This window comes from Ancylobacter aquaticus (assembly GCF_004339465.1).
GTDB classification, from domain to species: Bacteria; Pseudomonadota; Alphaproteobacteria; order Rhizobiales; family Xanthobacteraceae; genus Ancylobacter; species Ancylobacter aquaticus.
Genome location: NZ_SMFY01000001.1, coordinates 183440 through 206842 on the forward strand (window position 1 = coordinate 183440; position 23403 = coordinate 206842).

The 23403-nt window shown below is 68.2% G+C and carries 26 protein-coding genes; 15 read left to right on the forward strand and 11 right to left on the reverse strand.

The features are described 5' to 3' along the window. The first annotated feature begins 241 nt into the window (after positions 1 to 241). Positions 242 to 664 (forward strand): hypothetical protein, encoded by a 423-nt coding sequence (locus EV667_RS00940; RefSeq protein WP_131833473.1) that lies wholly within the window; start codon positions 242 to 244, stop codon positions 662 to 664. 72 nt (positions 665 to 736) lie between these two features. On the opposite strand, the gene EV667_RS00945 is transcribed toward EV667_RS00940, so the two are convergent. Next, the gene (locus tag EV667_RS00945) at positions 737 to 1588 is read right to left on the reverse strand and encodes a hypothetical protein (protein WP_131833474.1); all 852 of its coding nucleotides are present in this window, start codon (positions 1586 to 1588) and stop codon (positions 737 to 739) included. Positions 1589 to 1867: 279 nt separating this feature from the next. Between EV667_RS00945 and EV667_RS00950 the strand changes: the two genes are divergently transcribed. Further along, complete coding sequence (locus EV667_RS00950) at positions 1868 to 3199, forward strand: DUF3422 family protein (RefSeq protein ID WP_131833475.1); 1332 nt, start codon at positions 1868 to 1870, stop codon at positions 3197 to 3199. A 25-nt stretch (positions 3200 to 3224) separates the two neighbouring features. Here EV667_RS00950 and EV667_RS00955 read toward each other — a convergent pair whose 3' ends face one another. Genes EV667_RS00955 through EV667_RS00965 form a run of 3 tightly spaced genes read right to left on the reverse strand, consistent with a single transcriptional unit; the run spans position 3225 to position 5919 of the window. Then, on the reverse strand, positions 3225 to 4082 hold the full coding sequence (locus tag EV667_RS00955; protein ID WP_131833476.1) for an NAD-dependent epimerase/dehydratase family protein: 858 nt from the start codon (positions 4080 to 4082) through the stop codon (positions 3225 to 3227). After that, positions 4079 to 5254, reverse strand: coding sequence for a tRNA epoxyqueuosine(34) reductase QueG (gene queG / locus EV667_RS00960; RefSeq protein ID WP_131833477.1), 1176 nt, complete (start codon positions 5252 to 5254; stop codon positions 4079 to 4081). The genes EV667_RS00955 and queG overlap by 4 nt, the downstream gene beginning before the upstream one ends. Then, positions 5230 to 5919, reverse strand: coding sequence for a glutathione S-transferase family protein (locus EV667_RS00965; protein ID WP_131833478.1), 690 nt, complete (start codon positions 5917 to 5919; stop codon positions 5230 to 5232). The genes queG and EV667_RS00965 overlap by 25 nt, the downstream gene beginning before the upstream one ends. Before the next feature lie 92 nt (positions 5920 to 6011). On the opposite strand from EV667_RS00965, the gene EV667_RS00970 reads away from it, so the two are divergent. From EV667_RS00970 to EV667_RS01015, 10 genes are all read left to right on the forward strand, one after another. After that, a complete protein-coding gene (locus tag EV667_RS00970) occupies positions 6012 to 6497 on the forward strand; it encodes a VOC family protein (RefSeq protein WP_342636717.1) in 486 nt (161 codons plus the stop codon). 157 nt (positions 6498 to 6654) lie between these two features. Next, positions 6655 to 7596 (forward strand): sugar phosphate isomerase/epimerase family protein, encoded by a 942-nt coding sequence (locus tag EV667_RS00975; RefSeq protein WP_131833479.1) that lies wholly within the window; start codon positions 6655 to 6657, stop codon positions 7594 to 7596. Between the two features lie 229 nt (positions 7597 to 7825). Further along, a complete protein-coding gene (gene dnaK, locus EV667_RS00980; protein ID WP_131833480.1) occupies positions 7826 to 9724 on the forward strand; it encodes a molecular chaperone DnaK in 1899 nt (632 codons plus the stop codon). 209 nt (positions 9725 to 9933) lie between these two features. After that, positions 9934 to 11082, forward strand: a complete 1149-nt coding sequence (gene dnaJ / locus EV667_RS00985; RefSeq protein WP_131833481.1) for a molecular chaperone DnaJ — start codon at positions 9934 to 9936, stop codon at positions 11080 to 11082. A 174-nt stretch (positions 11083 to 11256) separates the two neighbouring features. Further along, positions 11257 to 11892: a class I SAM-dependent methyltransferase gene (locus EV667_RS00990; RefSeq protein ID WP_131833482.1), complete on the forward strand. Its 636-nt coding sequence runs from the start codon at positions 11257 to 11259 to the stop codon at positions 11890 to 11892. A 38-nt stretch (positions 11893 to 11930) separates the two neighbouring features. After that, on the forward strand, positions 11931 to 12515 hold the full coding sequence (locus EV667_RS00995) for an NADPH-dependent FMN reductase (RefSeq protein WP_131833483.1): 585 nt from the start codon (positions 11931 to 11933) through the stop codon (positions 12513 to 12515). Positions 12516 to 12531: 16 nt separating this feature from the next. Further along, a complete protein-coding gene (gene pyrF / locus EV667_RS01000; protein ID WP_131833484.1) occupies positions 12532 to 13242 on the forward strand; it encodes an orotidine-5'-phosphate decarboxylase in 711 nt (236 codons plus the stop codon). 24 nt (positions 13243 to 13266) lie between these two features. Beyond that, entirely contained in the window at positions 13267 to 13887 is a 621-nt protein-coding gene (locus EV667_RS23135; RefSeq protein ID WP_131833485.1) for a DUF1330 domain-containing protein, read from the forward strand. Between the two features lie 244 nt (positions 13888 to 14131). Continuing rightward, positions 14132 to 14374, forward strand: a complete 243-nt coding sequence (gene rpsU / locus EV667_RS01010; protein WP_131833486.1) for a 30S ribosomal protein S21 — start codon at positions 14132 to 14134, stop codon at positions 14372 to 14374. A gap of 132 nt (positions 14375 to 14506) precedes the next feature. Beyond that, the gene (locus EV667_RS01015; protein WP_131833487.1) at positions 14507 to 14971 is read left to right on the forward strand and encodes a GNAT family N-acetyltransferase; all 465 of its coding nucleotides are present in this window, start codon (positions 14507 to 14509) and stop codon (positions 14969 to 14971) included. 94 nt (positions 14972 to 15065) lie between these two features. Here the strand turns inward: EV667_RS01015 and EV667_RS01020 are convergent, their stop codons facing one another. From EV667_RS01020 to EV667_RS01030, 3 genes are all read right to left on the reverse strand, one after another. Then, complete coding sequence (locus EV667_RS01020; protein ID WP_131833488.1) at positions 15066 to 15338, reverse strand: hypothetical protein; 273 nt, start codon at positions 15336 to 15338, stop codon at positions 15066 to 15068. 168 nt (positions 15339 to 15506) lie between these two features. Further along, positions 15507 to 15911, reverse strand: a complete 405-nt coding sequence (locus EV667_RS01025; protein WP_131833489.1) for a TIGR02301 family protein — start codon at positions 15909 to 15911, stop codon at positions 15507 to 15509. A gap of 49 nt (positions 15912 to 15960) precedes the next feature. Beyond that, the gene (locus EV667_RS01030; RefSeq protein ID WP_131833490.1) at positions 15961 to 16404 is read right to left on the reverse strand and encodes an NUDIX hydrolase; all 444 of its coding nucleotides are present in this window, start codon (positions 16402 to 16404) and stop codon (positions 15961 to 15963) included. 252 nt (positions 16405 to 16656) lie between these two features. Here EV667_RS01030 and EV667_RS01035 point away from each other — a divergent pair, with 252 nt between their 5' ends. Then, a complete protein-coding gene (locus EV667_RS01035; RefSeq protein WP_131833491.1) occupies positions 16657 to 16965 on the forward strand; it encodes a porin in 309 nt (102 codons plus the stop codon). Positions 16966 to 16975: 10 nt separating this feature from the next. On the opposite strand, the gene dapE is transcribed toward EV667_RS01035, so the two are convergent. The 4 genes from dapE to argB all read right to left on the reverse strand — a co-directional run bounded on the left by dapE (position 16976) and on the right by argB (position 21154). Then, positions 16976 to 18160, reverse strand: coding sequence for a succinyl-diaminopimelate desuccinylase (dapE, locus tag EV667_RS01040; RefSeq protein WP_207907700.1), 1185 nt, complete (start codon positions 18158 to 18160; stop codon positions 16976 to 16978). 328 nt (positions 18161 to 18488) lie between these two features. Further along, positions 18489 to 19331 (reverse strand): 2,3,4,5-tetrahydropyridine-2,6-dicarboxylate N-succinyltransferase, encoded by an 843-nt coding sequence (gene dapD, locus EV667_RS01045; RefSeq protein ID WP_131833492.1) that lies wholly within the window; start codon positions 19329 to 19331, stop codon positions 18489 to 18491. A 62-nt stretch (positions 19332 to 19393) separates the two neighbouring features. Further along, the gene (locus EV667_RS01050; RefSeq protein ID WP_131833493.1) at positions 19394 to 20131 is read right to left on the reverse strand and encodes a pyrimidine 5'-nucleotidase; all 738 of its coding nucleotides are present in this window, start codon (positions 20129 to 20131) and stop codon (positions 19394 to 19396) included. A gap of 117 nt (positions 20132 to 20248) precedes the next feature. Next, a complete protein-coding gene (argB, locus tag EV667_RS01055; RefSeq protein WP_131833494.1) occupies positions 20249 to 21154 on the reverse strand; it encodes an acetylglutamate kinase in 906 nt (301 codons plus the stop codon). A 210-nt stretch (positions 21155 to 21364) separates the two neighbouring features. On the opposite strand from argB, the gene EV667_RS01060 reads away from it, so the two are divergent. Both EV667_RS01060 and EV667_RS01065 read left to right on the forward strand, forming a co-directional pair. Beyond that, on the forward strand, positions 21365 to 22861 hold the full coding sequence (locus EV667_RS01060) for an MATE family efflux transporter (RefSeq protein ID WP_245515922.1): 1497 nt from the start codon (positions 21365 to 21367) through the stop codon (positions 22859 to 22861). Positions 22862 to 22870: 9 nt separating this feature from the next. Continuing rightward, a complete protein-coding gene (locus EV667_RS01065) occupies positions 22871 to 23374 on the forward strand; it encodes an MmcB family DNA repair protein (RefSeq protein ID WP_131833495.1) in 504 nt (167 codons plus the stop codon). Positions 23375 to 23403: the final 29 nt, after the last annotated feature.

Consider the following 23403-nt stretch of genomic DNA (forward strand, 5'->3'; position numbering starts at 1 on the left):
TAGGGAAAAGCGCGTCGCCTTCCTATGGTAAAAAAACTAGACCAAGGATGAATGTTACGTGTTCCCCCTTCCGCGCGCCGCAGCGAGGGCGATCACACAGGTTCAGGCGGGCTTGCGGACGTTTCAGGCCCCGGCTGGCCTTCCAGCCCTTGCGCGCGATCAAGGCAGCGCGCACGTCTAGCTCCTAAGGCCAATGCCAAAGGCCGCGCATCACCGCCCGGCCAGGATCAGGGAGACGCGCATGAACGAGGTCACAGAAGGCGCCGCCGAGGGGGCCACCACCGGAACACTCAGCCGCATCCGTCTGCATCTCGCCCGCTCCAAGGAATTCCCGGATGGCAGCGCCCGCCACGGCTACGAGTTCCTCGCCCCGCTGGACGGGGAAGGCCATATCGATTCGGACGCCTGGAAGGACCTGCGCGCGGCCTGCACCGTGACCCGCTTCTGGGCCAATGAGGCGCCCGAGCAGGGCAAGCTGGTGCATCGCGCCGGCGGCGTCGGCGGGTCGAGCTGGGTGTTCGACTACGAAGAGGACGCTGGCGACGACGACGAGACGGGCTACCGCTTCGGCGACCACGCCTTCGTGCCGGGCGAGTATGTCTCGCTGCGGGACGAAGACGGCGACATGCATACGTTCGTGGTGTTCTCGGTGCAGCCGGCCTGAGGGCGGGCCCTCAAAAGCCAACGGCGCAGACGCCCTTGCGGGTCTGCGCCGCTTTCTTCTGTAACGGGTCGATCAGTTCGACGTGCCGGTCCCGGCCGGCGCGGTCGGCACGGCGCTGGGGGCCGAGGCGGTTTCCGTACCGGCGGCCGGCGTCGCGGCGCCGCTCTGGGTCGTGGCGGCAGGCACGGGCACCGCCGGAACGCTCGCGGGGGTGGCAGCGGGCGTTGCCGGCGTTGCGGCGGGCGCTGCCACGGGCACCACGGCCGCAGCGGCGGGGGTCGCGACAGGTGCCTCGGCGGACGTCTCTGCGGGCTTGGGCTTGGGCTTGGCGGCCACCGCGCGCGGGCGCGGGGCGCGCTGGATCATGCCAATGACCCTGTTGTGCAGCTCGGCCGCCTTGTCGATGTTGAAATGGCTGAGCGCGCCGGAGCCCGTGAGGTCGATATTCTCGACCCGCGCGCCGGAAACCGCCTTGCCGGAGCCGCCGGCCTGGTAATAATTCACCACCTTGCCGATTTTGGATGAGGCCGTCATCGCCGTCACCGGGTCGAAGGTCACCACCAGGGGCACGGGAACGCCGGCGGCGGTCACGCGGTTCCCCATGGTGACGGCAGCGTCGGCGCCGAGCGAATGGCCGATGATGATCACGGGCGAGGCGCGGCGCTTGCCCGCCTTCGCCTGCTCCACGGCGGTGCGGGTGAGAATTTCCAGATCGACATAGGAATGCACGCTCGCCTCGACGCCGCGTGCACGCAGCTTGGCGGCGAGGTCGTCCATGCCCAGCGAGAAGATGTTGGCGAGGCCGCGCAGAAGGTAGACGCGGGGCTGGTTCTGCTTGGACTGGGCGTGGGCCGGGGCAGAGAGACCGACGACCATCAGGGCGGCAAAGGCGAGGCACACGGCCAAGACCCGCGAAAATCTCATGTCACAAATCCCGAAAAGACCGTCTGACTTCATGCTCTGGGCCCCCGACCCTTGCAAACAGATTCTAAATCGCCGCCGCTTTGCCGAAGGCATGATGCCGATGGGCAACAGTGACGAGGCGTCTCGACGCTCTTTTCGCGCCCGCCTGACGGCCTCGTGGCTGTGCGAGCGCGCAAAAGCGCCCTCTTGCCAGCGAACCGCGAGCATGCAACCCACTTGTCGGCGCGGAGTTCCCCCGCTGCGACGGTAGGTGGCGGGGGCAGGTGAGGAGCAGGCCCGGTGACAGCTAACGCGACGGCCCCGGCCGCCGGCAAGGCCTTCTACGATCACCCGCTGCGCGCCCCGGTGCTGGCGGAGCTGCACGCACGCCCCTTCGTGGCGGTGTCGACCCCCGCCCGCATCCTGCACGTCGCGTTTCTCGTCGACCGCGCCCAGGCGCTCGCCGATCGCGCCGCCTTCGCCAGCCTGTGCCTGGCGCGCGGCCAGCCGGCGCCGGGCCGTGACGCCAAGCAGCACCGCGTCGCCTTCGGCCGCTTCGTGCTGCGCTGGGAACGCCACGCCGAATTCACCACCTACACCTGGGAAGTGCCGGCCGAGGATGTCGTGGAGGGCAGCCTGCCCTTCCAGCCTTCAGGCGCCAGCCTTTCCGACGTGCTCACCCAGCTGCCGCAGCCGGGGCCCCTGCTCGTGGCGGTGGACCTGCATCTGGTGACCGACACCGCCGACGCGCTCCCGCTCGACCGGCTGTTCGACCGCACCAGCCTCGCGCGCTCGGATGTCGAGGACGGCTTCGCTGAGATCGCCACCGATTTCCAGCCCGACCCCTCCGGCTTCGTGCGGATATTGGTGCGCGATCGCGGCATGACGGACGATGCCGCCGGGGCGCTGGTGCAGCGGGTGCTGGAAATCGAGACCTACCGCACCCTCGCTCTGCTCGGCCTGCCGGAGGCGCAGCGTCTTGCCCCCACCGTGGCGCACAGCGAGCAGGAGCTTTCCGCGCTGACCGAGCAGATGCGCCAGAGCGAGGGGCTTGCCGCCAACAACAAGCTGCTCCATGCGCTGACCGGGCTCGCCGCCCAGCTGGAGGCGGACGCCGCCGCCTCGCTGTTCCGCTTCGGCGCCACCCGCGCCTATGAGGAGATCGTCTCCTCGCGCCTGCGCACCATCGGCGAGCGGCCGATCTCTGGCTATCCCACATGGCAGCAGTTCTTGCTGCGCCGGCTGCAGCCGGCGATGCGGACCTGCCAGGCCATCGAGCAGCGGCAGGCCAATCTGTCGGTCAAGCTGACCAGTGCCGCCAATCTCCTGCGCACCCGGGTCGATGTCGAGCTGGAGCAACAGAACCGCGACCTGCTGCGCAGCATGAATTCCCGCGCGCGCATGCAATTGCGCCTGCAGCAGACGGTCGAAGGCCTCTCCGTCGCTGCAATCTCCTATTACGTCATCAGCCTGCTGCATTATGCGCTGGAAGGGCTGCATGCCCGGGCCGAGGCCGCCGGGCTGCATTATGATGTCGGCGTCGCCATCGCCATCGCCGTGCCGCTGGTGGTGATTCTCATCTGGTCGGTAGTGCGCAGCATTCGCCGCGGCCACGCCGAGGAGGACGCCTGAGCGCTGCGGGCCTGCGGCTCGCGCTCTAACTTTCGCGCAACGTCGGCGCCAGCGCCGACAGGCCCTCCCGGAACGTCGGGTAGCGCAGCGCGCCGCCGAGAAGGGTATGCAGGCGGCCATTGCTCACCCGCCGGTTATCGGCCCAGAAGGACAGGGCCATGGCCGACATGCGGGGGGCGGCTTCCGCGAAGCTCTCTGGCACGGGCGGCGGCAGGCCGAGCAGTGCCGCCGCGAAGCGCACCGGCGCGCAGGAGGGCGAGGGCTCGTCATCCACCACATTCACCACCCCGTCGACGCGTTGCGCGATGGCGGCATGGATGGCGTCGGCGATGTCGTCGACATGGATGCGATTGAACACCTGCCCTTCGCGTTCGATGCAGCGGGCGGTGCCGTCCGCCATGTCGACCAGCGCGTTGCGGCCGGGGCCATAGATGCCGCCGAGCCGCAGGACCGCGACCGGCCGGCCAAGGTGGCGGCCCAGCGCCTGCCAGCCGCTTTCCGCCTCGATGCGGCGGCGCGCCCTTGGCACTGTGGCGGCGAGCGGCGCGCTCTCGTCGATCCATGCGCCGGCGGAATCGCCATAGACGCCGATGGTGGAGAGATAGACCAGCGGCCCCTTCCCTGCCGCCAGCGCCTCACCGAGCGGCCCGAGGAAGGGGTCGCCCGCCTCCCCCGGCGCGGCGGAGACGAGCACGGCGTCAGCCTCCGCGGCGGCGGCGATCACAAGCGGGGAGGGCACCCCGTCGAAGCGCAGCATCTCCATGCCGGCGCCGGGCTCACCCGAACGGCTGGTGCCGATGCGCCGGGCGAAGGCCTCGCCATGGAGGGCTATGAGGCGCCGCGCGCAATAGCCATGGCCGAGGCAGAGCAAGGTTCCGGTCATGGGGCCTCTCCCGCTGAATCAGTCGGTGCCTGCCGCCACTCCGCACTCACCTGCGCATCGGCCTCGCCGGCATGGGCGGCGCGCAGGGCCGCGAAGTCGGCTGGCGGCAGCAGGCGGGACAACGCCCACACCGCCGCGCCGCGCACCAGCGGGTGCCCGTCGCCCAGATGCCGCTCGGCCTCGACAGCGAGCCCGGCCTCGCCGGAATTGCCGATCGCCACCAGCACGTTGCGCAGGAAACGGGCGCGGCCGATGCGCTTGACCGGGCTTTTCGAGAAGCGCGCCCGGAACGCCGCATCGTCGAGCCTGGCGAGCTCGGCGAGCGTCGGGGCGCGGTTTTCGTCGCGCGCGGAAAGGCGCATTTCGCGGCCGAGCGCGGCGAACTTGTTCCACGGGCAGGCGGCGAGGCAGTCGTCGCAGCCATAGATGCGGTTGCCGACCAGCGGGCGCAACTCGCGGGGGATGGCGCCCTTCAGCTCGATAGTGAGATAGGAGATGCAGCGGCGCGCATCGATGCGGTAGGGCGCGGGAAAAGCCCCGGTCGGGCACGCGTCGAGGCAGGCGCGGCACGAGCCGCAATGGTCGACTTCCGCATCGTCCGGCGGCAAGGCGAGGTTGGTGGCGATGGCACCAAGAAACAGCCATGAGCCCTTGTCGCGCGAGACGAGGTTTGTGTGCTTGCCCTGCCAGCCGAGCCCGGCCGCCTCGGCGAGCGGCTTTTCCATCAGCGGCGCGGTGTCGACGAACACCTTGACCTCGACCGTCCCCGCCGCGCCCGCGCGCGGCACGAAGCGCGAGGCGATGCGCTTGAGCTTGCCCTTGATGAGCTCGTGATAATCGTCACCGCGGGCATAAACCGAGATCGTGCCCCGCGTGGGCTGGCCGAGCAAAGCGCGGGGGTCTTCGTCCGGCCCGTAATTCAGCCCGAGCATCAGGATGGAAGCGACGTCCGGCCACATATTGGCGGGCGCAGCACGGCGCGCGGCGGTATCGGGCATCCAGTCCATCTCGCCATGCGCGCCCTCGCTGATCCACTGAATGAGGCGCGGGCCGGCATGGGGGATGGCGTCGGCCCTCGCGATCCCCATCGCGTCGAAGCCCTCTTCGCGGGCCAGCGCGAACAGATAGTCCCTGGCCGCCTCCGGCGTCAGAAATCCAGATCCGCGTAGCACGGTGCCGGCGGCATGCCCGCCATCGTCAGCGCGAGCAGGGGCCGGAACGCGGGACGCGACTTGATGCGCGCGTACCAGATCTTCGCTCCCTCATCCTCTTCCCAGGGCACGTCGCCGAGATAGTCGACGCTGGAGATATGCGCGGCGGCGGCGAGATCGGCATAGGTCATCCGGTCGCCGGCGAGCCAGTTCCTCGCCTTCAGCAGCCAGCCGATATACTGCAGATGATAGCGGATATTGGCCCGCGCCGCGCGGATGATGGCCATGTCGGGAGGGCCGCCGCCGAGTTCGCGCGGGGTGTAGCGCTTGTACACCTTCTCGCGCACCAGCGGCTCGGACACTTCGGCGTAGAATTTGTGGTTGAACCAGGAACTGAGCCGGCGCACCTCGACCCGCTCGCCGATATGCACCGGCATCAGGCGGCGGGCACCGAGCGCGCTGCCACGGGTCTCGTCGAGATATTCGGTGATCGGGTCGATGCCCGGCACCACGAAGCCGTCATCCTCCACCAGCACGGGGGTGGCGCCTGCGGGGTCGAGCATCAGGAAATCGGCCCGGCGCTCCCAGACCCGCTCTTCGATCAGTTCCGGCTCGATGCCCATCTCGCTGAGGGCGAGACGCACCAGACGCGAATGGGCGCAGAAGGGATGGTGATAGAGCTGCATTTTCCGGGAGGGTTTTGCGGACCGTCGGCAGGCGGCGCCTGAAATCGGTCTAGAAGGGTTCGCGCCTCATCGCAAGCCATAGCGGCGTGAACATGGCGGGCCGGGCGGCCAGGGACGGTGAACCCGGCGGTGGTTTTCGGGTTATGGTGTCCACGGGGTTAACAAAGGAGGGCAACGCCGTGGAAGACGCAGGGCAAACCGAGCCGCCGCACGGCATCTTCGTCTGGAACGAGCTCAATAGCCGCGACATCCCGGCCGCCAAGGCGTTCTATGCCGCCGCGCTGGGCTGGACCTTCGATGCGATGCCTATGGAAGGCGGGCCGGAGTACTGGATCATCCGCCAGGGCGACAGGCAGGTGGGCGGCATCTTCCCCCTGCAGGGGCCGGAATTCGACGGCGTGCCGGAGCACTGGCTGTCCTATATCGCGGTCGACGACGTCGACGCCCGGTGCGAGAAGGCTCTGGCCGCCGGCGGTACCCTGCTGCGCGCGCCTTTCGATGTCCCCGACGTCGGTCGAGTGGCGATCGTGCGTGATTCGCAGGGCGCCGTCGCCGGCTGGATGACGCCGAAAATGTGACCCGACCGGCGCGTTCCTGGCGCGTTGGACAACTTCTAACCTACCGTTATTCCAGACGATTCGGTCGACCCGTAACGCCTGTGCCATATATACGGCGTAAACAGGCCGCGCGGTCGCCGCGTCTCTTTCACGCCTATCCCTGGGGAAGATCGACACGATGCAGTTCCACATCCCGGTTCCCGCCATTCGCGCCTGCGGCTTCTCCCTACGCGAGGGGAGTCCCGAGTTCGACGATGTGGGCGCCGGGCTCGACGAGGCCGAAGCGCTGGATGTCGATATGGTGGAGCTTCCGGTCTATGCGTGGCACCTCGTGGTCGAAGGGCGCATCCTCGACAACCGTCTGAAGGATCTCGTGCAGGCGCTCAAGGGGCGCCGGCTCGGCTACAGCGTGCATGGCGCGCTGGCCATCAACCTGATGGACCTGCCCGAGCGGCTGGCGCGGCACGAGCAGGTGCTCGCCGCCCATATCGACATCGCCGCCGCCGTCGGCGCCCAGCACCTCGTCGTCCATGCCGGCTTCGTGCGTGACCCCGACGACGACCTCGAAGTGGCCTATTCGCGCCAGCGCGACGCCCTCGCCCGTGCCGGCGACCGTGCGTCGGCCAAGGGGGTGACGCTGTGCGTGGAGAACATCTTCCGCTTTATCAACGTGCGCGAGACGGCGACCCCGGCCAAGCTCGCCGGCGAACTGGCGGCGATCGACCATCCGGCGGTGAAGGCGACGCTCGATGTGAGCCACGCCTATATACGCTGCACCGATGCGCGGCTCGACCCCATCGCCGAGATGGCGGCACTGGCGCCGCATGTCGCCCATTTCCACCTGCACGATTCCTTCGGCCGCCCCAATGAGCGCCGGCCGGGCGACCTGTGGTTCTACGACCCGGCCGAGGCGGTGGCCTTTGGCGAGGGCGACCTGCATCTTCCGATCGGCTGGGGCGGCATCGACTGGGACAGTGTGGTGCAGATGGTGCGCCCGCCGGCTGGCGCGGTCGCCATGCTGGAACTGAACCCGCGCCACTGGCGCGAACTGGGCGACCAGGTGGGGGTGCTGCGGGCGCTCGCCGGGCGTTTCCAGCCGGCTTTCGCGCCCGCCCCCTAGGGCGACAGGCCTCCATGGGGCCTCGCGCCGGGCGAGGCTTTTGCGCAGCGCATGTTTTCCGCGCACGCTGCTTCTTGCGGCGGAAACGGCCGCCCCCTATATCGGCCACGAACGGCGCGGATAGCGTCGTACCCAATTGTTTGGGGGCCGGTCCGGGGGCACGGCATTCAGTCCGTTCCTCTCCGGGTGCTTCAAGAAGGTCCGGCCGGCCTGCCGGAAGGAGAAACATATGTCTAAAGTCATCGGCATCGATCTCGGCACGACCAATAGCTGCGTCGCGGTCATGGAAGGCTCGACCCCGAAGGTGATCGAGAACGCGGAAGGCGCGCGTACCACGCCCTCCATCGTCGCCTTCACCGAGGATGGCGAGCGCCTCGTCGGCCAGCCGGCCAAGCGCCAGGCGGTCACGAACCCCGAGCGCACCTTCTTCGCGGTGAAGCGCCTTGTCGGGCGCCGCTATGAAGACCCCATGGTCGAGAAGGACAAGAAGCTTGTCCCCTACCAGATCGTGCGCGGCGACAATGGCGATGCGTGGCTGGAATCGGACGGCAAGAAGTATTCGCCCTCGCAGATTTCCGCCTTCACCCTGCAGAAGATGAAGGAAACGGCGGAGGCCTATCTCGGCGCCAAGGTCGACAAGGCGGTCATCACCGTCCCGGCCTATTTCAACGACGCCCAGCGCCAGGCCACCAAGGACGCCGGCCGCATCGCCGGCCTTGAAGTGCTGCGCATCATCAACGAGCCGACGGCGGCCGCCCTCGCCTATGGCCTCGACAAGAAGCAGGCCGGCACGATCGCGGTCTACGATCTCGGCGGCGGCACCTTCGACGTCTCGATTCTGGAAATCGGCGACGGCGTGTTCGAGGTGAAGTCCACCAATGGCGACACCTTCCTGGGTGGCGAAGACTTCGACATGCGGCTCGTCACCTATCTCGCCAACGAGTTCAAGAAGGAGCAGGGCATCGACCTGCGCAACGACAAGCTCGCCCTCCAGCGGCTGAAGGAAGCCGCCGAGAAGGCCAAGATCGAGCTGTCGAGCGCGGCCCAGACCGAGATCAACCTGCCGTTCATCACGGCGGATGCCTCCGGTCCCAAGCACCTGACCATGAAGCTCACCCGCGCGAAGTTCGAGGCGCTGGTGGACGACCTAATCCAGCGCACCATGGAGCCCTGCAAGAAGGCGCTCAAGGATGCCGGCCTCACCGCCGGGCAGATCGACGAGGTCGTTCTCGTCGGCGGCATGACCCGCATGCCCAAGGTGCAGGAAGTGGTGAAGCAGTTCTTCGGCAAGGAGCCCCACAAGGGCGTCAACCCGGATGAAGTGGTCGCCATTGGCGCCGCGATCCAGGCCGGCGTGCTCGCGGGCGACGTGAAGGACGTGCTGCTGCTCGACGTGACCCCGCTCTCGCTCGGCATCGAAACCCTGGGCGGCGTGTTCACCCGCCTGATCGACCGCAACACCACCATCCCGACCAAGAAGAGCCAGGTCTTCTCCACCGCCGAGGACGGCCAGACGGCGGTGACGATCCGGGTCTTCCAGGGCGAGCGCGAAATGGCGGCGGACAACAAGATCCTCGGCCAGTTCGATCTCGTCGGCATTCCGCCGGCGCCGCGTGGCGTGCCGCAGGTCGAGGTCGCCTTCGACATCGACGCCAACGGCCTGGTCAATGTCTCGGCCAAGGACAAGGGCACCGGCAAGGAACAGCAGATCCGCATCCAGGCTTCGGGCGGCCTGTCGGATTCCGACATCGACAAGATGGTGAAGGACGCCGAGGCGCACGCCGAGGAAGACAAGAAGCGGCGTGCCGCCGTCGAGGCCAAGAACCACGCCGAGGCGCTGATTCACTCGACCGAAAAGTCGCTCGCCGATTATGGCGACAAGGTCGGCGCGCCGGAGAAGGCCGCCATCGAGACCGCCCTCGCCGACCTCAAGGCGGCGATGGAAGGTGACGATGGCGAGGCGATCGTCACCAAGACCAACACGCTGGCGCAGGCGTCCCTCAAGCTCGGCGAGGCGATGTACGCTTCCCAGCAGGGCGATGCCGGCGGTGGTGACGAGGCGCCGAAGGACGACGTGGTGGACGCCGAGTTCACCGAGGTCGACGACGACAAGAAGAAGTCGGCCTGACCGACATCTGAGCGCCGCCCCCGGATTCCGTTCCGGGGGCGGATTTCTTTCCGTGGCCGCGCGGCGGGTGCCACAGCCGCCACGGGTCAGCGTAAGCCCGGCACGCAGGATCACGGCCGGGGCGTCCGGCAGGTTTCCTGCATGGCGGCCAGGACCGCCCGCTGCGGGATGCGCCGGCGGCGGCCAACGATGCGACGGCACAGCGACCCATGTCCAAGACCGACTATTACGAACTCCTCGAAGTCACCAAGACCTGCAGCGATGGCGAGCTGAAAAGCTCCTATCGCAAGCTCGCGATGAAGTGGCATCCGGACAAGAATCCGGGCAATGGCGATGCCGAGCTTCGCTTCAAGGAAATCAGCCAGGCCTATGAGGTCCTCAAGGACCCGCAGAAGCGCGCCGCCTATGACCGATTCGGCCACGCTGCCTTCGATGGCGGCATGGGCGCGCCGGGCGGGCCGGGCTTCGGCTCCGATTTTGCTTCCACCTTCTCCGATATTTTCGACGATCTGTTCGGCATGTCCGGCGGCCGGCGCGGCGGCGCCAGCGGCGGGGGGCGCGGCGGGCGCGAGCGCGGCGCGGACCTGCGCTACAACATGGAAATCACGCTGGAGGAGGCGTTCTCCGGCAAGGACGCCACCATCCGCCTGCCGACCTCGATCATCTGCGAAACCTGCACGGGCACCGGCGCCAAGCCCGGCACCCAGCCCACCACCTGCCGCACCTGCTCGGGTTCCGGGCGCATTCGCCAGGCGCAGGGCTTCTTCACCCTGGAGCGCACCTGCCCGACCTGCCAGGGGCGTGGCCAAGTGATCGAGGACCCGTGCCCGGCCTGCGACGGCGCCGGCCGCACCACCAAGGAGCGCACGCTCGAAGTGGGCATTCCCGCCGGTGTCGAGGACGGCACCCGCATCCGGCTCGGCAATGAGGGCGAGGCGGGGGTGCGCGGCGGCCCGCCGGGCGACCTCTACATCTTCCTGTCGCTCGCCCCGCACGATTTCTTCCAGCGCGACGGGGCGGACCTCTTCTGCCGGGCGCCGATTTCCATGGTCACGGCCGCGCTCGGGGGTACGTGCGAGGTGCCGACTATCGACGGCGAGACCACCAAGGTGAAGATTCCCGACGGCACGCAGTCCGGCAAGCGTTTCCGCCTTTCTGGAAAAGGCATGCCGGTACTGCGCAGCCGCACGCGCGGTGACATGTATGTGCAGGTTGTCGTCGAAACGCCGCAGAACCTGACGCGGCGTCAGCGCGAACTTCTGAGCGAGTTCGATGCAGAATGTTCAAAAGACACCCATCCCGAGTCGAGCGGCTTCTTCGCCCGGGTGAAGGATTTCTTTGCCGGCGACGCCGAATAAGCGGCAAAACGTAATCGGCGCGTCATCGCGAGGCCTTAACAGGAGGCCGTCCGGCCTCTACTGTTGACCCTGGTTTCCTACCGCGCCGCCCTTGCCTCGCTGCGTCGTCTCGCGGCTCTCGCCACTCTTGCGTTGCCGCGCCTTCCCGCCACGGCTTACCGGAATCGAAGTCGCATGCTCCATCGTTCTGCCTGCCCCTCGCCGAAAGAGCGGCCCGACGAAGTTCGCTTCCTCCAGTCTTGGCTGCAGAACCCGCTCCGCACCGGCGCCGTCTCGCCGTCGGGCCGGGCGCTGGCGCGCACCATGGCGAGCTATGTCGACCCCGAGCAGGACGGCCCGGTGATCGAGCTCGGCCCCGGCACCGGCCCGGTGACGGCGGCGCTCATCGCGCGCGGCGTCGCGCCGGAGCGGCTAGTGCTGATCGAGTACAACCCGGAATTCTGCAAGCTGCTGCGCCTGCGCTTCCCCGCCGCCACCGTTATCCAGGGCGACGCCTACAACATGGCGCTCACGGTAGAAAGCCACCTTGACCGCCCTTCGGCGGCCGTGGTGTCGAGCCTGCCGCTCTTCACCCGCCCCGCGCCCGAGCGCCATGGCCTGCTCGATCAGGCGTTCGGCCTGAGCACGCCGCGCGCGCCCTTCATCCAGTTCACCTATGCCGTCGTCTCGCCGGTGCCGCTGGCTCCGGAGCGCTTCGACGCCCATGTCAGCCAGCGCATCTGGGCCAACCTGCCGCCGGCGCGCGTCTGGGTGTATCGCTCCAACACGCATCACGCGGCGCCCGCGGAGTTGAACGCAGCCGAGGCGTGACGCCCGGCGCACGGTTCGCCCGGCACAAGGAGGCCCATATGCGCCTGCCCCGCATCCTCGTCTTTGCCGGCTCGATCCGTACCGGCTCGTTCTCCGCCAGCCTTGCCGGGCTGGCCGCCAAGGAACTGGCGCAGATGGCGTGCGAGCCGGTGCTGCTGTCGCTCGCCGACTACCCGATGCCGATCTATGACGGGGATCTTGAAGCGCATGAGGGTGTACCGGCCGCCGCCAGTCAGCTGCGCGACCAACTCGCGCGCGCCGACGGCGTGTTCATCGTCACCCCTGAATACAATGCCGGCCTGCCGCCTTTGCTGAAGAACGCGCTCGACTGGGCGAGCCGGGTACGCGGCGGGGAGGGTGACGCCTTCAAGGGGCCGGTTTTTGCCATCGGCTCCTCCTCGCCCGGCGGGCTGGGCGGCTATCGCGCCGCGATGATGCTGCGCCAGACGCTGGCGCTCGGCCTCGGCGCTCTCGTGCTGGCCGAGCAGGTGATGCTGGCGGGTGCGTCCAAAGCCTTCGACGAACGCGGCGACTTCCACGACGAGAAGGCGCGCGAAAGGTTGCGCGCCGTGATGACAACGCTTATCGAGCAGGCGGCGCTGCGGGCGGGTCTGCGCGCCTGAGCGCGGAGACGTCTTCATGCACGCCCCTGTTTCCGATCCGCGCGACCGGCTCATCGTCGCGCTCGACCTGCCCTCGGTCGGTGCGGCGGAAAGCGTTATTTCCCGGCTGGGCGACACGGTGAGCTTCTACAAGATCGGTTATGAACTCGGCTTCGCCGGCGGCCTCGGCCTTGCCCGCGAGCTGGTCGCCGATGGCCGCAAGGTGTTCATCGACTTCAAGCTGCACGACATCGGCAACACGGTGGCGCGCGGCGTCGCCAGCCTGGCCGGGCTCGGCGCCAGCTTCGCCACCGTGCATGCCTATCCCCAGACCATGCGCGCGGCGATGGAAGGCAAGGGGGCGAGCCCGCTGCGCATTCTCGCCGTCACCGTGCTCACCTCCTATGACGAGGGCGACCTCGCCGAGGCCGGCTATGGCGCCGGCGTCGCGCAGACCGTGGCGCGCCGGGTGGCGCAGGCGCGCGAGATCGGCATTGACGGCATTGTCTGCGCCCCGACCGACGCCGCCTCGGTGCGGGCCGCGCTGGGGCCGAAGGGCGCCATCGTCACCCCCGGCGTGCGCCCGGACGGCACGGCGGCCGGCGACCAGAAACGTATCGCCACGCCGTTTGCCGCCATTCGCGCCGGTGCCGACCATCTCGTGGTCGGCCGGCCCATCGTCGCCTCGCCCGATCCCGCCGCCGCCGCCCGCGCGGTGCAGGCCGAGATCGCCCGCGCGCTTTCCTGAACCGACGCAGAAGGACCGAGAACAATGGCCAAGGGCTACTGGATCAGCCGCCTCGATGTGCACGATGCCGACGGCTACAAGCCCTATCTGCAGGGCGCGGAACCGGCGATCGCCTCCTTTGGCGGGCGCTTCCTGGTGCGCGGCGGCACGCCGGGGGCGCTGGAGGGCACCGCCCGCGCGCGCAACGTCGTGGTCGAGTTCAAGGATTTCGAGACCGCGCGCGCCTGCTTCCAATCGCCGGAATATCAGGCCGCCTACACCCACCGCGTCGCTTCCTCGGAGGGCGAGCATCTCATTATCGAGGGCTATGAAGGCGACCAGCCGGCGGCGGCGACGCTTTCCGGCGCGGCGGACGGACCCGGCACCGGCTATTGGGTCATGCGGATCGACGTGCACGACATGGAAACCTACAAATCCTATGTCGCTGCTGACGCCATCGCCATTGCCAAATATGAGGGGTGGTTCGTGGTGCGCGGTGGACGTCACGAGGGCGTGCATGGGCAGGCCCGCTCGCGCAACGTGCTGGTCGCGTTCAAGGATCTGGCGACCGCGCTGGCCTGCTATCACTCGCCGGAGTATCAGGCTGCGCTTGCCTTCCGCAGCAAGGCGGCCGTGGCCGAGGTGATCGCCATCGCCGGCGTGTGACGGCGCTCGCTGTTCCGCGAAATGACTCGGCGCCTCGGCGAGAGAGGGCGCAGAAGGGACAAAGGCGCATGCTCGCAGGCCTTTGTGGGGTTCACTGGCGTGCGGGCGATGGACAAGCCGAAAGAGTCCTGCTATGTGCGCTCACCCTGATTGGCTGCCCGCCGTCCCGTAGGTTTCGGGAGACCCGCGCCAATCGCCAGACTTCAATGATACGCGATACGCGAAGCACGAAAGAGGAAGACACGTGCAGGTTCTCGTTCGGGACAACAACGTCGACCAGGCCCTCAAGGCTCTGAAGAAGAAGATGCAGCGCGAAGGCATCTTTCGCGAGATGAAGCTGCGCGGGCATTACGAGAAGCCTTCCGAGAAGCGCGCCCGCGAGGAGGCTGAGGCCGTCCGTCGCGCGCGCAAGCTGGCCCGCAAGCGCGCCCAGCGCGAGGGCCTGCTGCCCTCGAAGCCCAAGGTCGTTCCCGGCGCTCCCCGCTGAGACGACGCCGCGCGGCCCTGCCCCGGTCGGCAGGACGCGAGAGATTTCCACCCCTGCCGGATCGGCGGGGCTGAGCTATAGAAGCGCGGTGACGCAAGTCGCTGCGCTTTTTGCGTCTGGAGAATCGGCCGCATGACATCCCCTTGCCGCATGTCGGACCTGCGCGAGGTTCCCGCTTTCGCCGCCGTGGTGGCCGAGCGCGTCTGGCGGGCCTGGTGGGAGGCGAAGGGCGTGCCGCTCGCCGCCCTGCGCGCCCGGCTCGACGAGAGCTTCGGCCCGGGCGTGGTGCCATCGACCTTCGTCGCCCATGAACAGGACCGCTTCCTCGGCTGTGTCGCCCTCATTGCCGCAGATGTCGACCTGCGCCCGGCGCTGACGCCCTGGGTGGCGGCGCTCTGGGTGGAGCCGGACGCAAGGCGGCAGGGGATCGGCGCGGCGTTGGTGGTGCGCGCGACCGAGGCAGCCTTCGCCGCAGGTCATGAATGCGTGTATCTGGCGGCGGAAGAGCGACGGGCGTCCTATTACGCCGGACGCGGCTGGACGCTCCTGGAACCCGACGTCGAGGGGCTGGAAATCTTTGTCCGGCGGAACGGATAGAGCACGCGCCGATCAGCCTGGCGCCGCTACTGAGCGAACAAAGCGTTTTTTGTCATAGGGTTGGAAGGCGGATGCCCCGCAGCCGGAGCGCGCGCTACTGGCGATTATAGGGAATGGTGTACTCGCCGCCACGGATGCGCTCGGCCAGCCGCTCGGCGAAACCGGCGGCGGCTTCCTCGCCATAGGTGGCGACCATGGAGCGGATGGCGGTGAACAGCGCCGCCTGCGCGAGGCAGTCCTCGTCGAGCCCGTCATAGACGGCCTCGTTCCACGCCTCATCGAGATAGGCAAGCGCGGCATGGCGCTCGTCCTCGTGAGCCTGGTCGGCCTTGTCGTCGATATCGAGCGTTCCAGGAAGCTGAGACAAACCAAATCCTCCGCGTGCCGAGTTCCCGCCCCGCGGGGCACGCAACACCCGAACCTTAGCATGCCCCGCCGGTACGTCCGCCCAAGAATTGAAGGACGGTTAATTTGACGCGGCATAAATGCGACAGGTGTGACATAATCGTTCGACGAGCACCGGCTGCGGTGCGCCTCAGTTGCTGCCGTAGCGGGTCGCGACATCGCGGGCGAGCTTGGCGCCGGTCTCCAGATAACGCTGGCTGGCCAGTTCCGCCGAAGGCGTGCACACGCGGTAGACTTGCCGGTAGCTCTCATAGCCGGTGTTGAAGGCGCCGGTGAGCTGGCCGCGCCGGTCGCCCGAGGGCGCCTCGATGTCGAGCATTCCCTGCATCTCGTCGCGCCAGCGCGTCGCTTCGGCCGCGCCGCAGAGCGGACGCAGATAATGCAGCGCACCGAGAATTTCAGCCAGATGCAGCAGCTCGGCCTCATAGGGCGGCGCGCCGCCCTGCGTCGACTGCGCCGCCGCAGGGCGCGGGGCGAGAGCGAGGCTCGCCAGCAGCAGGGCGAGCAGGAGGGGGCCGGGCGCAGTGGGTCGCATGCGGCTGTGGTGCGCCGGCGCCGCGCGGGCGTCAAGGGCCCGCACGGGCCTACTGGGCCTGCGGCGCGTCATCGGCCTGCGCCAGCAGCCAAGCGGCCTCGACAATGCCGGCGAGCCCGGGCGTCGTCTCCTGCGGCAGGGCGGCGGGGTGGAACCAGCCGACTTCCGTCGCCTCCGGCCCCACGCTGGGCTCACCATCGACCCATCGCGCGGCATGGCTGACCACGACAAAATGCGCCGTCAGCGCACCGGAAGAATCGCGCTGGATGATGTCGAGCGCACCGGCGACGCCGAGAATCTCGCAGGCGACGCCCACCTCCTCCGCGACCTCGCGGATGGCCGCCTGCGCCAGCGTCTCCCCCGGCTCGACACGGCCGCCCGGCAGCGTCCACAGGCCAAGCGAGGGCGCACGGCCGCGCCGAGCCAGCAGCACCTGCCCGTCGCGGAACACGGCAGCGCTGGTGGCGAGCACAGGTCGGATGGGGTTCGGCATGCTGGGTCTCCGGTCGGGCGATTCGGCGCTATTTAGAGCACGCGCCGATCAGCATGCATCGCACGCTGATCGGAGACGCGTTCTCTCTCTTAGAGTTAGAGGGCGATTTACCGATCAGATTGGTTCAATCTGATCGGATCGCACTCTAGCCGGATATGGGCGGCGCTCCGGCGCGGCCAGCGCTTGACCGCGCCCGATTGGAGCCGCATTCGGATCGGAAGGTTCGATTTTTGAGGGCAGCGGGAGCGGATGATGGGCAGCACGGCGCAACGCGGAACGGTTTCGCGGCACCTCGGCGCCATCGCTGCGCTGGTTGCCGGCGTGACGGCCCTCGGCACCCTCCCAGCGTTGGCGCAGGCGTCCGGGCCCAGCGGCAAGGCCGACGCGGCGGGGGTCAAATCCGATCCCGCCTGCGCCAGTCATGGCGCCGGCTTCGCCCGCCTGCCCGGCTCATCGACCTGCGTGAAGATCAGCGGCAGCGTGCAGGTCGACCTCTATTCCAGCGACATGAACAGCACGAGCCGCGTCGACGCGCTGTCACCGGGGTTGAAGAGCAGATAGGCGCGCGCGTTCAGCGCCCAAAAACGGCGAAATAGCGAGCCAACACCCCGGCATAGACGCGGGCGAGGGCGCGGACCTCGTCGATGGGCGTGGATTCGTCCACCGCATGCATGGACGTACCGACCAGCCCGAACTCGATCACCGGGCAGCAATCCTTGATGAAGCGGGCATCGGAGGTGCCCCCCGTGGTGGAAAGTTCCGGCCGCCGGCCGGTGGCCTCACGGATCGCCTCGACCACGAGGTCGACAAACGCCCCTGGGGCGGTGAGGAAGCTGTCAGAGGAGCGCTCCTCGAAGGCGAGGGCGAAACGCACCTCGTTGCCGGCCGCCGTCGTCATGCGGCGCGCGATCTCGGCGGCGAGCGTGTCCGGCGTCCACAGATCGTTGAAACGGATGTTGAAGCGCGCCCGCGCCTCGGCGGGAATGACGTTGAAGGCCGGGTTGCCGACATCGACCGAGACAACTTCGAGATTTGACGCCTGGAAATGATCGTTGCCGCCGTCGAGCGGCTCGGCCTTGAGCGCGGCGAGCAGCTTCACCATGCCGGGAATCGGGTTCTCGGCGAGGTGTGGGTAGCCCACATGCCCCTGCCGTCCATGGACCGTGAGCGTGCCCGAGAGCGAGCCACGCCGGCCGATCTTCACCATGTCGCCCAGCACCGCCCGCGAGGTGGGCTCGCCCAGCACGCAATGGTCGGTTCGCTCGTCCCGGTCGGCGAGCCAGCGCAGCAGCTTCTCGGTGCCGTTGATGGCCGGGCCTTCCTCGTCGCCGGTGAGCAGGAAGGAGACCGAGCCCGGCAGGTCCGCGTGATCGGGGTCATGGCCATGGGCGGCGGCGAAATCCAGCCCGGCGGCGATGAAGGCGGCGACGCCGCCCTTCATGTCGACCGCGCCACGACCATAGATCATCCCGTCCTGGATCGCGCCCTCGAAAGGGGGGAAGCGCCAGTGCTCGGCATTGCCCGGCGGCACCACGTCGGTATGGCCGGCAAAGCACAGATTGGGGCCGCGCCTGCCGAAGCGGGCGTAGAGATTTTCCACATCCGGCGTGTCCGGGCCGGTGAGTGTCACCCGGTGGGTGGCGAAGCCGGCATTGGACAGCAGCGCGTCGAGATAGGCCAACGCGCCGCCCTCGTGCGGCGTCACCGAAGGGCAGCGGATGAGCGTGCGCAGGATCTCGACGGGGTCGGCGGCGATTTCAGGCGAATCTGTAATATCAGACAGTATCGGATCTAAGTACGCCGCAGCCTCACTGTGAATCGGCCTTACAGCGTCTCGAAGGCCTTTTAAATATTGTATTGCTCCCGGATCGGACGACGATACTTCTGGTGCCCGATTACGCTTCGCCATCTCTAATGCCTCCGGCTATCGAACTACATTGCCGCAACCGTCGGGAGCAGGAGTTATTGGTGTTATCGCAATGGCGAGAGAGACAGTCCACTCTGCAACGGACACACATGTAGCACGATGCTTCCCACTACGCTTTATCATCGGTTTGAGGTGGCTTCGAGCCCGAGGCGCGCCCTCAGTCCCGCAGCAGGTCGTTGATCGAGGTCTTGGACCGGGTCTGCTCATCCACCCGCTTGACGATGACCGCGCAGTAGAGCGAAGGGCCGGGCTGCCCGTTGGGCAGCGGCTTGCCGGGCAGGGCGCCGGGCACGACCACCGAATAGGCCGGCACTTCGCCGACGAAGACCTCGCCGGTGGCGCGATCGACGATCTTGGTGGTGGCGGAGATGAACACGCCCATGGAGAGCACCGCGCCGCGGCGCACGATGACGCCCTCCACCACTTCCGAGCGGGCGCCGATGAAGCAGTCGTCCTCGATGATAACCGGGCCGGCCTGCAGCGGCTCCAGCACGCCGCCAATGCCGACGCCGCCCGAAAGATGCACGTTCTTGCCGATCTGCGCGCAGGAGCCGACCGTCGCCCAGGTGTCGACCATCGAGCCGGCATCGACGCGTGCGCCGAGATTCACGAAGGACGGCATCAGCACCACATTAGGCGCGATGAAAGCGGAACGGCGGACGATGGCGCCCGGCACGGCGCGGAAGCCGGCCGCGCGGAACTCGGCCTCCCCCCAGCTCTCGAACTTGGAGGGCACCTTGTCCCACCAATGGGCGCCGCCGGGGGCGCCGGGAATGGCGGTCATGTCGTTGAGGCGGAAGGAGAGCAGCACCGCCTTCTTGAGCCACTGGTTCACCACCCAGTTGCCATCTGCGCCCGGCTCGGCAACGCGCGCGGTCCCGGCGTCGAGCAGGCTGAGCGCCTCGTTCACCGCGAGGCGGATCTCGCCGCCGGTCTCGAAATTGACCTCGGCCCGGTTCTCGAAGGCGGTCTCGATGATGCTCTGAAGCTGGCTCGACATGTCACTCTCCGCTGTTCGCGGTCTTGTCCGGTCGCGGGGCGCTTCTGTCAACGGTCGAGTGGCTACATCCCCGCCCGCAGGCTGACCAGCAATGCCGTCAGATCGTCCGTCACCACGTCTATATGGGCACCGTCGCGGCCCTCATGCTCCCACGCCTCGCGGTCGGCGGGGTTCACGGCGAGGCCCGGTGGCACCACCAGAACGGTGCGCATGCCGAGCTGATGCGGCACTTCGAGATTGCGGGCGAGGTCCTCGAACATCGCCGCGCGGGTCGGGTCGACGTCGAAGCGCTGCAGGAAGCCGCGATAGGCGATCTCGTGCGGCTTGGGGTGGAACTCGGAGGAGACGATGTCGTGCACATCGGCGAAGTGGTCGGAAATGCCGAGCTTGGCGAGAACCTGCTCGGCATGGCCGCGCGAGCCGTTGGTGTAGACCAGCTTGCGCCCCGGCAGCGCGCCCAGCGCTTCCCCGAGCGCCGGGGCGGCGTTGAGGCTGGCGAGGTCGATGGCGTGGACGTGGGCGAGAAAATCGTCCGGATCCATCGCGTGCTCGATCATCAGCCCGCGCAGCGAAGTGCCGTATTTCCGGTAATAGCCCTTCTGCAGCGCGAACGCCTCGTCGAGCGTCAGGCCGAGGAAGTTGGCGATATAGGCGCGCATCTTCATGTCGATCTGCCGCCACAGGTCGAGCCCGGGCGGATAGAGCGTGTTGTCGAGGTCGAACACCCACGTCTCGACGTGGGAGAAGTCGGTGCGCGAGACGTCGACGGGCGATGGGGCGGCAGCGGGGGATAGCGTCATGGCTTCCTCCATAGCGAATGCCGGCCGTCCGGGCGAGGCCTTCGTCATCCCGGCCCCGTCACGCCGTCATACCGAGTGACGTTTACATCGGCGGGACCAGGGATGACGTACTGCCGCTCACCGCGTGATGAGCGTTCCCGCGCCGTGGTCGGTCAGCAGTTCCAGCAGCACCGCATGCGGCACCTTGCCGTCGAGGATCACCACCCCCTCTACGCCCTGTTCCAGCGCGTAGATGCAGGTTTCCACCTTCGGGATCATGCCGCCGGAAATGGTGCCGTCGGCAATCAGCGCGCGGGCCTGCGCGATGGTCAGCTCCTTGATGAGCTGCTTGTCAGCGTCGAGCACGCCGGGCACGTCGGTCAGCAGCAGCAGCCGCTTGGCGTCGAGTGCCCCGGCGATGGCGCCGGCGAAGGTGTCGGCATTGACGTTGAAGGTGCCGCCCCCCTTGCCAGTGGCCAAGGGGGCGAGGACCGGAATCAACTCGCGGCCGAGGATCTGGTCGAGCACGGTGGTGTCCACCGTCTCCGGCTCGCCGACGAAGCCGAGGTCGATCACCTGCTCGATGTTCGAATCGGGGTCGCGCACCGAGCGCGTCACCTTGGAGGCAACGACCATGTTGCCGTCCTTGCCGGAAAGGCCCAGCGCCTTGCCACCGGCCTCATTAATGAAGCCGACGAGCGATTTGTTGATCGAACCGGCCAGCACCATCTCGACGATCTCGACGGTGGCTTTGTCGGTGATGCGCAGCCCGGCGGCGAATTCCGACTTGATGCCGAGCTTGGCCAGCATGGCGCCGATCTGCGGGCCGCCGCCATGCACCACGACCGGGTTCACGCCGGACTGTTCGAGCAGCACGATGTCCTGCGCAAAATCCCGCGCCACCTGCTCGTCGCCCATGGCGTGGCCGCCATATTTCACCACGATGACGGCGTCGTCATAGCGCTGCATGTGCGGCAGCGCCTGCACCAGCACGCGGGCCTTGGTGTGGTCGTCGATGGTCTCGGCGGTGGTCTCGGCGGTCATGGCGGGTCCGTGCACGGGGAGCGGGGTCAGGGACGGCGCGAAGGGCCGCGCGGGCGGCCGGATCGGGGAGTGCACTTCTAGCCGATTTCAATGACGCTTCTCAATCATCGCCTTGTGTCGCAGGCATGGCCGCGTGCCGGGCGGGCGTGCAAGCCATGGCTTGCAGCGGCGAACCTGTCCGACGGCTCGTGCGCATGCCATATCCAGCCCATGGACACGCCCTCCACCCGCAAGCCGCTCAAGGCCCGCTTCGTCGAAGGCTCGACCCTGCGCCATGTCGCGACCATGACGGCGGCCGGCTCGGTCGGCCTCATGGCGGTGTTCGTCGTCGACCTTTTGAACCTGTTCTACATCTCCATGCTCGGCGAGGAGGAACTCGCTGCGGCCATTGGCTATGCCGGCACGGTGATGTTCTTCACCACCTCGGTGGGCATCGGGGTGATGATCGCCGGTTCGGCACTGGTGTCACGGGCGATCGGCAGCGGACGGGTGGGCGACGGGCGGCGCCTCTCCACCTCGTCATTGATCTACATGGCGCTGGCCACCGGGCTGATGACGCTCGCCATGCTGCCCTTCCTCGGCCCGCTGCTGGCGCTGCTCGGCGCCACGGGGCGCACGCTGGAACTGGCGCGGAATTTTCTGCTCATCGTGCTGCCCTCGACGCCGCTGCTCGGCATCGGCATGGCGGCGTCGGGCACGCTGCGCGGCATTGGCGACGCGCGGCGCTCCATGTGGGTCACGCTGTCGGGCGGCCTCGCCACTGCGGTGCTCGACCCGCTACTGATTCTCTGGCTTGGCCTCGGCGTCGAAGGCGCGGCCATCGCCACGGTGCTGGCGCGCATCATCATGACCGCCTACGGGCTCAACGCCGTCATCCGGGTGCATCGGCTCGCGGCTCGCCCGAGGCTGGCCGACTTTGTCAGCGATCTGGCGCCGCTCTCGGCCATTGCGGTGCCGGCAATCCTCACCAACATCGCCACCCCGGTCGGCAATGCCTATGTTACCCACGCGCTCGCCCCGCACGGCGACGCGGCGGTGGCGGCGTGGGCGGTGATCGGCCGCCTGATCCCTGTCGCCTTCGGCCCGCTTTTCGCGCTCACCGGCGCCATCGGCCCGGTGATCGGCCAGAATGTGGGCGCGCAACGCTATGACCGGGTGCGGCAGACGGTGCGCGACAGCCTGAAGCTCACCGTGGCCTATGTGCTCGGCGTCTGGCTGTTGCTGGCGCTGGCCCACCAGCCCATCGCCGGGGTGTTCGGCCTGTCGGCGGAGGGCGTGGCGCTGGTCGAGTTTTTCTGCCTCTATGCGGCGGGCGCCTATGTGTTCTTCGGCGCGCTGTTCGTCGCCAATGCCGCGTTCAACAATCTCGGCGCGCCGCTGCTCTCCACCCTGTTCAACTGGGGGCGGGCGACGCTCGGCACCATTCCCTTCGTCTGGCTGGGCGGGCGCTGGTACGGCGTCGAGGGGGTCATCGCCGGGCAGGCGCTGGGCTCGGTCGCCTTCGGCGTGGCGGCGCTGATCTGTGCCTTCGCCGTGGTGCGCCGGCTGCACGACGGCACGCCTCCGCCGGCCCCGGCAACGGTGCTGGCCGGCGCCGAACTTCCGCCCTTCTCGCGCGGCGAAGACGCCCCCGCAATCGAGACGGCGGAAAGCCCCTTTCCGGCGGGAGAGCCGGCCCCCTTCCCACGCACGCAGGAGAACGGATAGAGTACGGGGATGAGCGATACCAGCTTTCCGGACCTTGTGCTGCCCGACCTCGTCATGCCCCCGGACGGGCGCCAGTCGGAGACCGCGCGCGGCATCCAGCGCGGGGCGCTGCGCTATCTTGGCGCGCGCGGGCTCATGGGCGTGCCGGAATTCTGCCTGGCCTCCGGCCGCCGGGCGGATATCGCCGCGCTCGACATGCGCGGGGAGGTATGGGTGATCGAGATCAAGTCCTCGGTCATCGACTTCCGCACTGACCGCAAATGGGCCGAGTACCGCCAGCATTGCGACCGGCTGTTCTTCGCCGTCGGGCCGGATTTCCCGCTGGACATCCTTCCCGAGGACACCGGCATCCTGGTCGCCGACCCGTTCGGCGCCGGGTTGATGCGCGAGGCGCCTCACCACCCCATGGCCGGCGCCACCCGCAGGGCGCTGACCCTGCGCTTCGCCCGCGCCGCCGCCGGCCGGCTGATGGGGCTGATGGACCCCGAGGCGCTGCGCGGCGTCGCGCTTTAGGGGGGATAACCGGCCATGGCGCTTGAAAC

Coding starts and splice junctions, on each gene's coding strand:
- EV667_RS00940 (WP_131833473.1), top strand. CDS start 242: ATGAACGAGGTCACAGAAGGCGCCGCCGAGGGGGCCACCACCGGAACA.
- EV667_RS00945 (WP_131833474.1), bottom strand. CDS start 1,588: ATGAGATTTTCGCGGGTCTTGGCCGTGTGCCTCGCCTTTGCCGCCCTG.
- EV667_RS00955 (WP_131833476.1), bottom strand. CDS start 4,082: ATGACCGGAACCTTGCTCTGCCTCGGCCATGGCTATTGCGCGCGGCGC.
- EV667_RS00965 (WP_131833478.1), bottom strand. CDS start 5,919: ATGCAGCTCTATCACCATCCCTTCTGCGCCCATTCGCGTCTGGTGCGT.
- EV667_RS00970 (WP_342636717.1), top strand. CDS start 6,012: ATGGCGGGCCGGGCGGCCAGGGACGGTGAACCCGGCGGTGGTTTTCGG.
- EV667_RS00975 (WP_131833479.1), top strand. CDS start 6,655: ATGCAGTTCCACATCCCGGTTCCCGCCATTCGCGCCTGCGGCTTCTCC.
- dnaK (WP_131833480.1), top strand. CDS start 7,826: ATGTCTAAAGTCATCGGCATCGATCTCGGCACGACCAATAGCTGCGTC.
- dnaJ (WP_131833481.1), top strand. CDS start 9,934: ATGTCCAAGACCGACTATTACGAACTCCTCGAAGTCACCAAGACCTGC.
- EV667_RS00990 (WP_131833482.1), top strand. CDS start 11,257: ATGCTCCATCGTTCTGCCTGCCCCTCGCCGAAAGAGCGGCCCGACGAA.
- EV667_RS00995 (WP_131833483.1), top strand. CDS start 11,931: ATGCGCCTGCCCCGCATCCTCGTCTTTGCCGGCTCGATCCGTACCGGC.
- pyrF (WP_131833484.1), top strand. CDS start 12,532: ATGCACGCCCCTGTTTCCGATCCGCGCGACCGGCTCATCGTCGCGCTC.
- EV667_RS23135 (WP_131833485.1), top strand. CDS start 13,267: ATGGCCAAGGGCTACTGGATCAGCCGCCTCGATGTGCACGATGCCGAC.
- EV667_RS01015 (WP_131833487.1), top strand. CDS start 14,507: ATGACATCCCCTTGCCGCATGTCGGACCTGCGCGAGGTTCCCGCTTTC.
- EV667_RS01025 (WP_131833489.1), bottom strand. CDS start 15,911: ATGCGACCCACTGCGCCCGGCCCCCTCCTGCTCGCCCTGCTGCTGGCG.
- EV667_RS01030 (WP_131833490.1), bottom strand. CDS start 16,404: ATGCCGAACCCCATCCGACCTGTGCTCGCCACCAGCGCTGCCGTGTTC.
- EV667_RS01035 (WP_131833491.1), top strand. CDS start 16,657: ATGGGCAGCACGGCGCAACGCGGAACGGTTTCGCGGCACCTCGGCGCC.
- dapD (WP_131833492.1), bottom strand. CDS start 19,331: ATGTCGAGCCAGCTTCAGAGCATCATCGAGACCGCCTTCGAGAACCGG.
- EV667_RS01050 (WP_131833493.1), bottom strand. CDS start 20,131: ATGACGCTATCCCCCGCTGCCGCCCCATCGCCCGTCGACGTCTCGCGC.
- argB (WP_131833494.1), bottom strand. CDS start 21,154: ATGACCGCCGAGACCACCGCCGAGACCATCGACGACCACACCAAGGCC.
- EV667_RS01060 (WP_245515922.1), top strand. CDS start 21,365: ATGGACACGCCCTCCACCCGCAAGCCGCTCAAGGCCCGCTTCGTCGAA.
- EV667_RS01065 (WP_131833495.1), top strand. CDS start 22,871: ATGAGCGATACCAGCTTTCCGGACCTTGTGCTGCCCGACCTCGTCATG.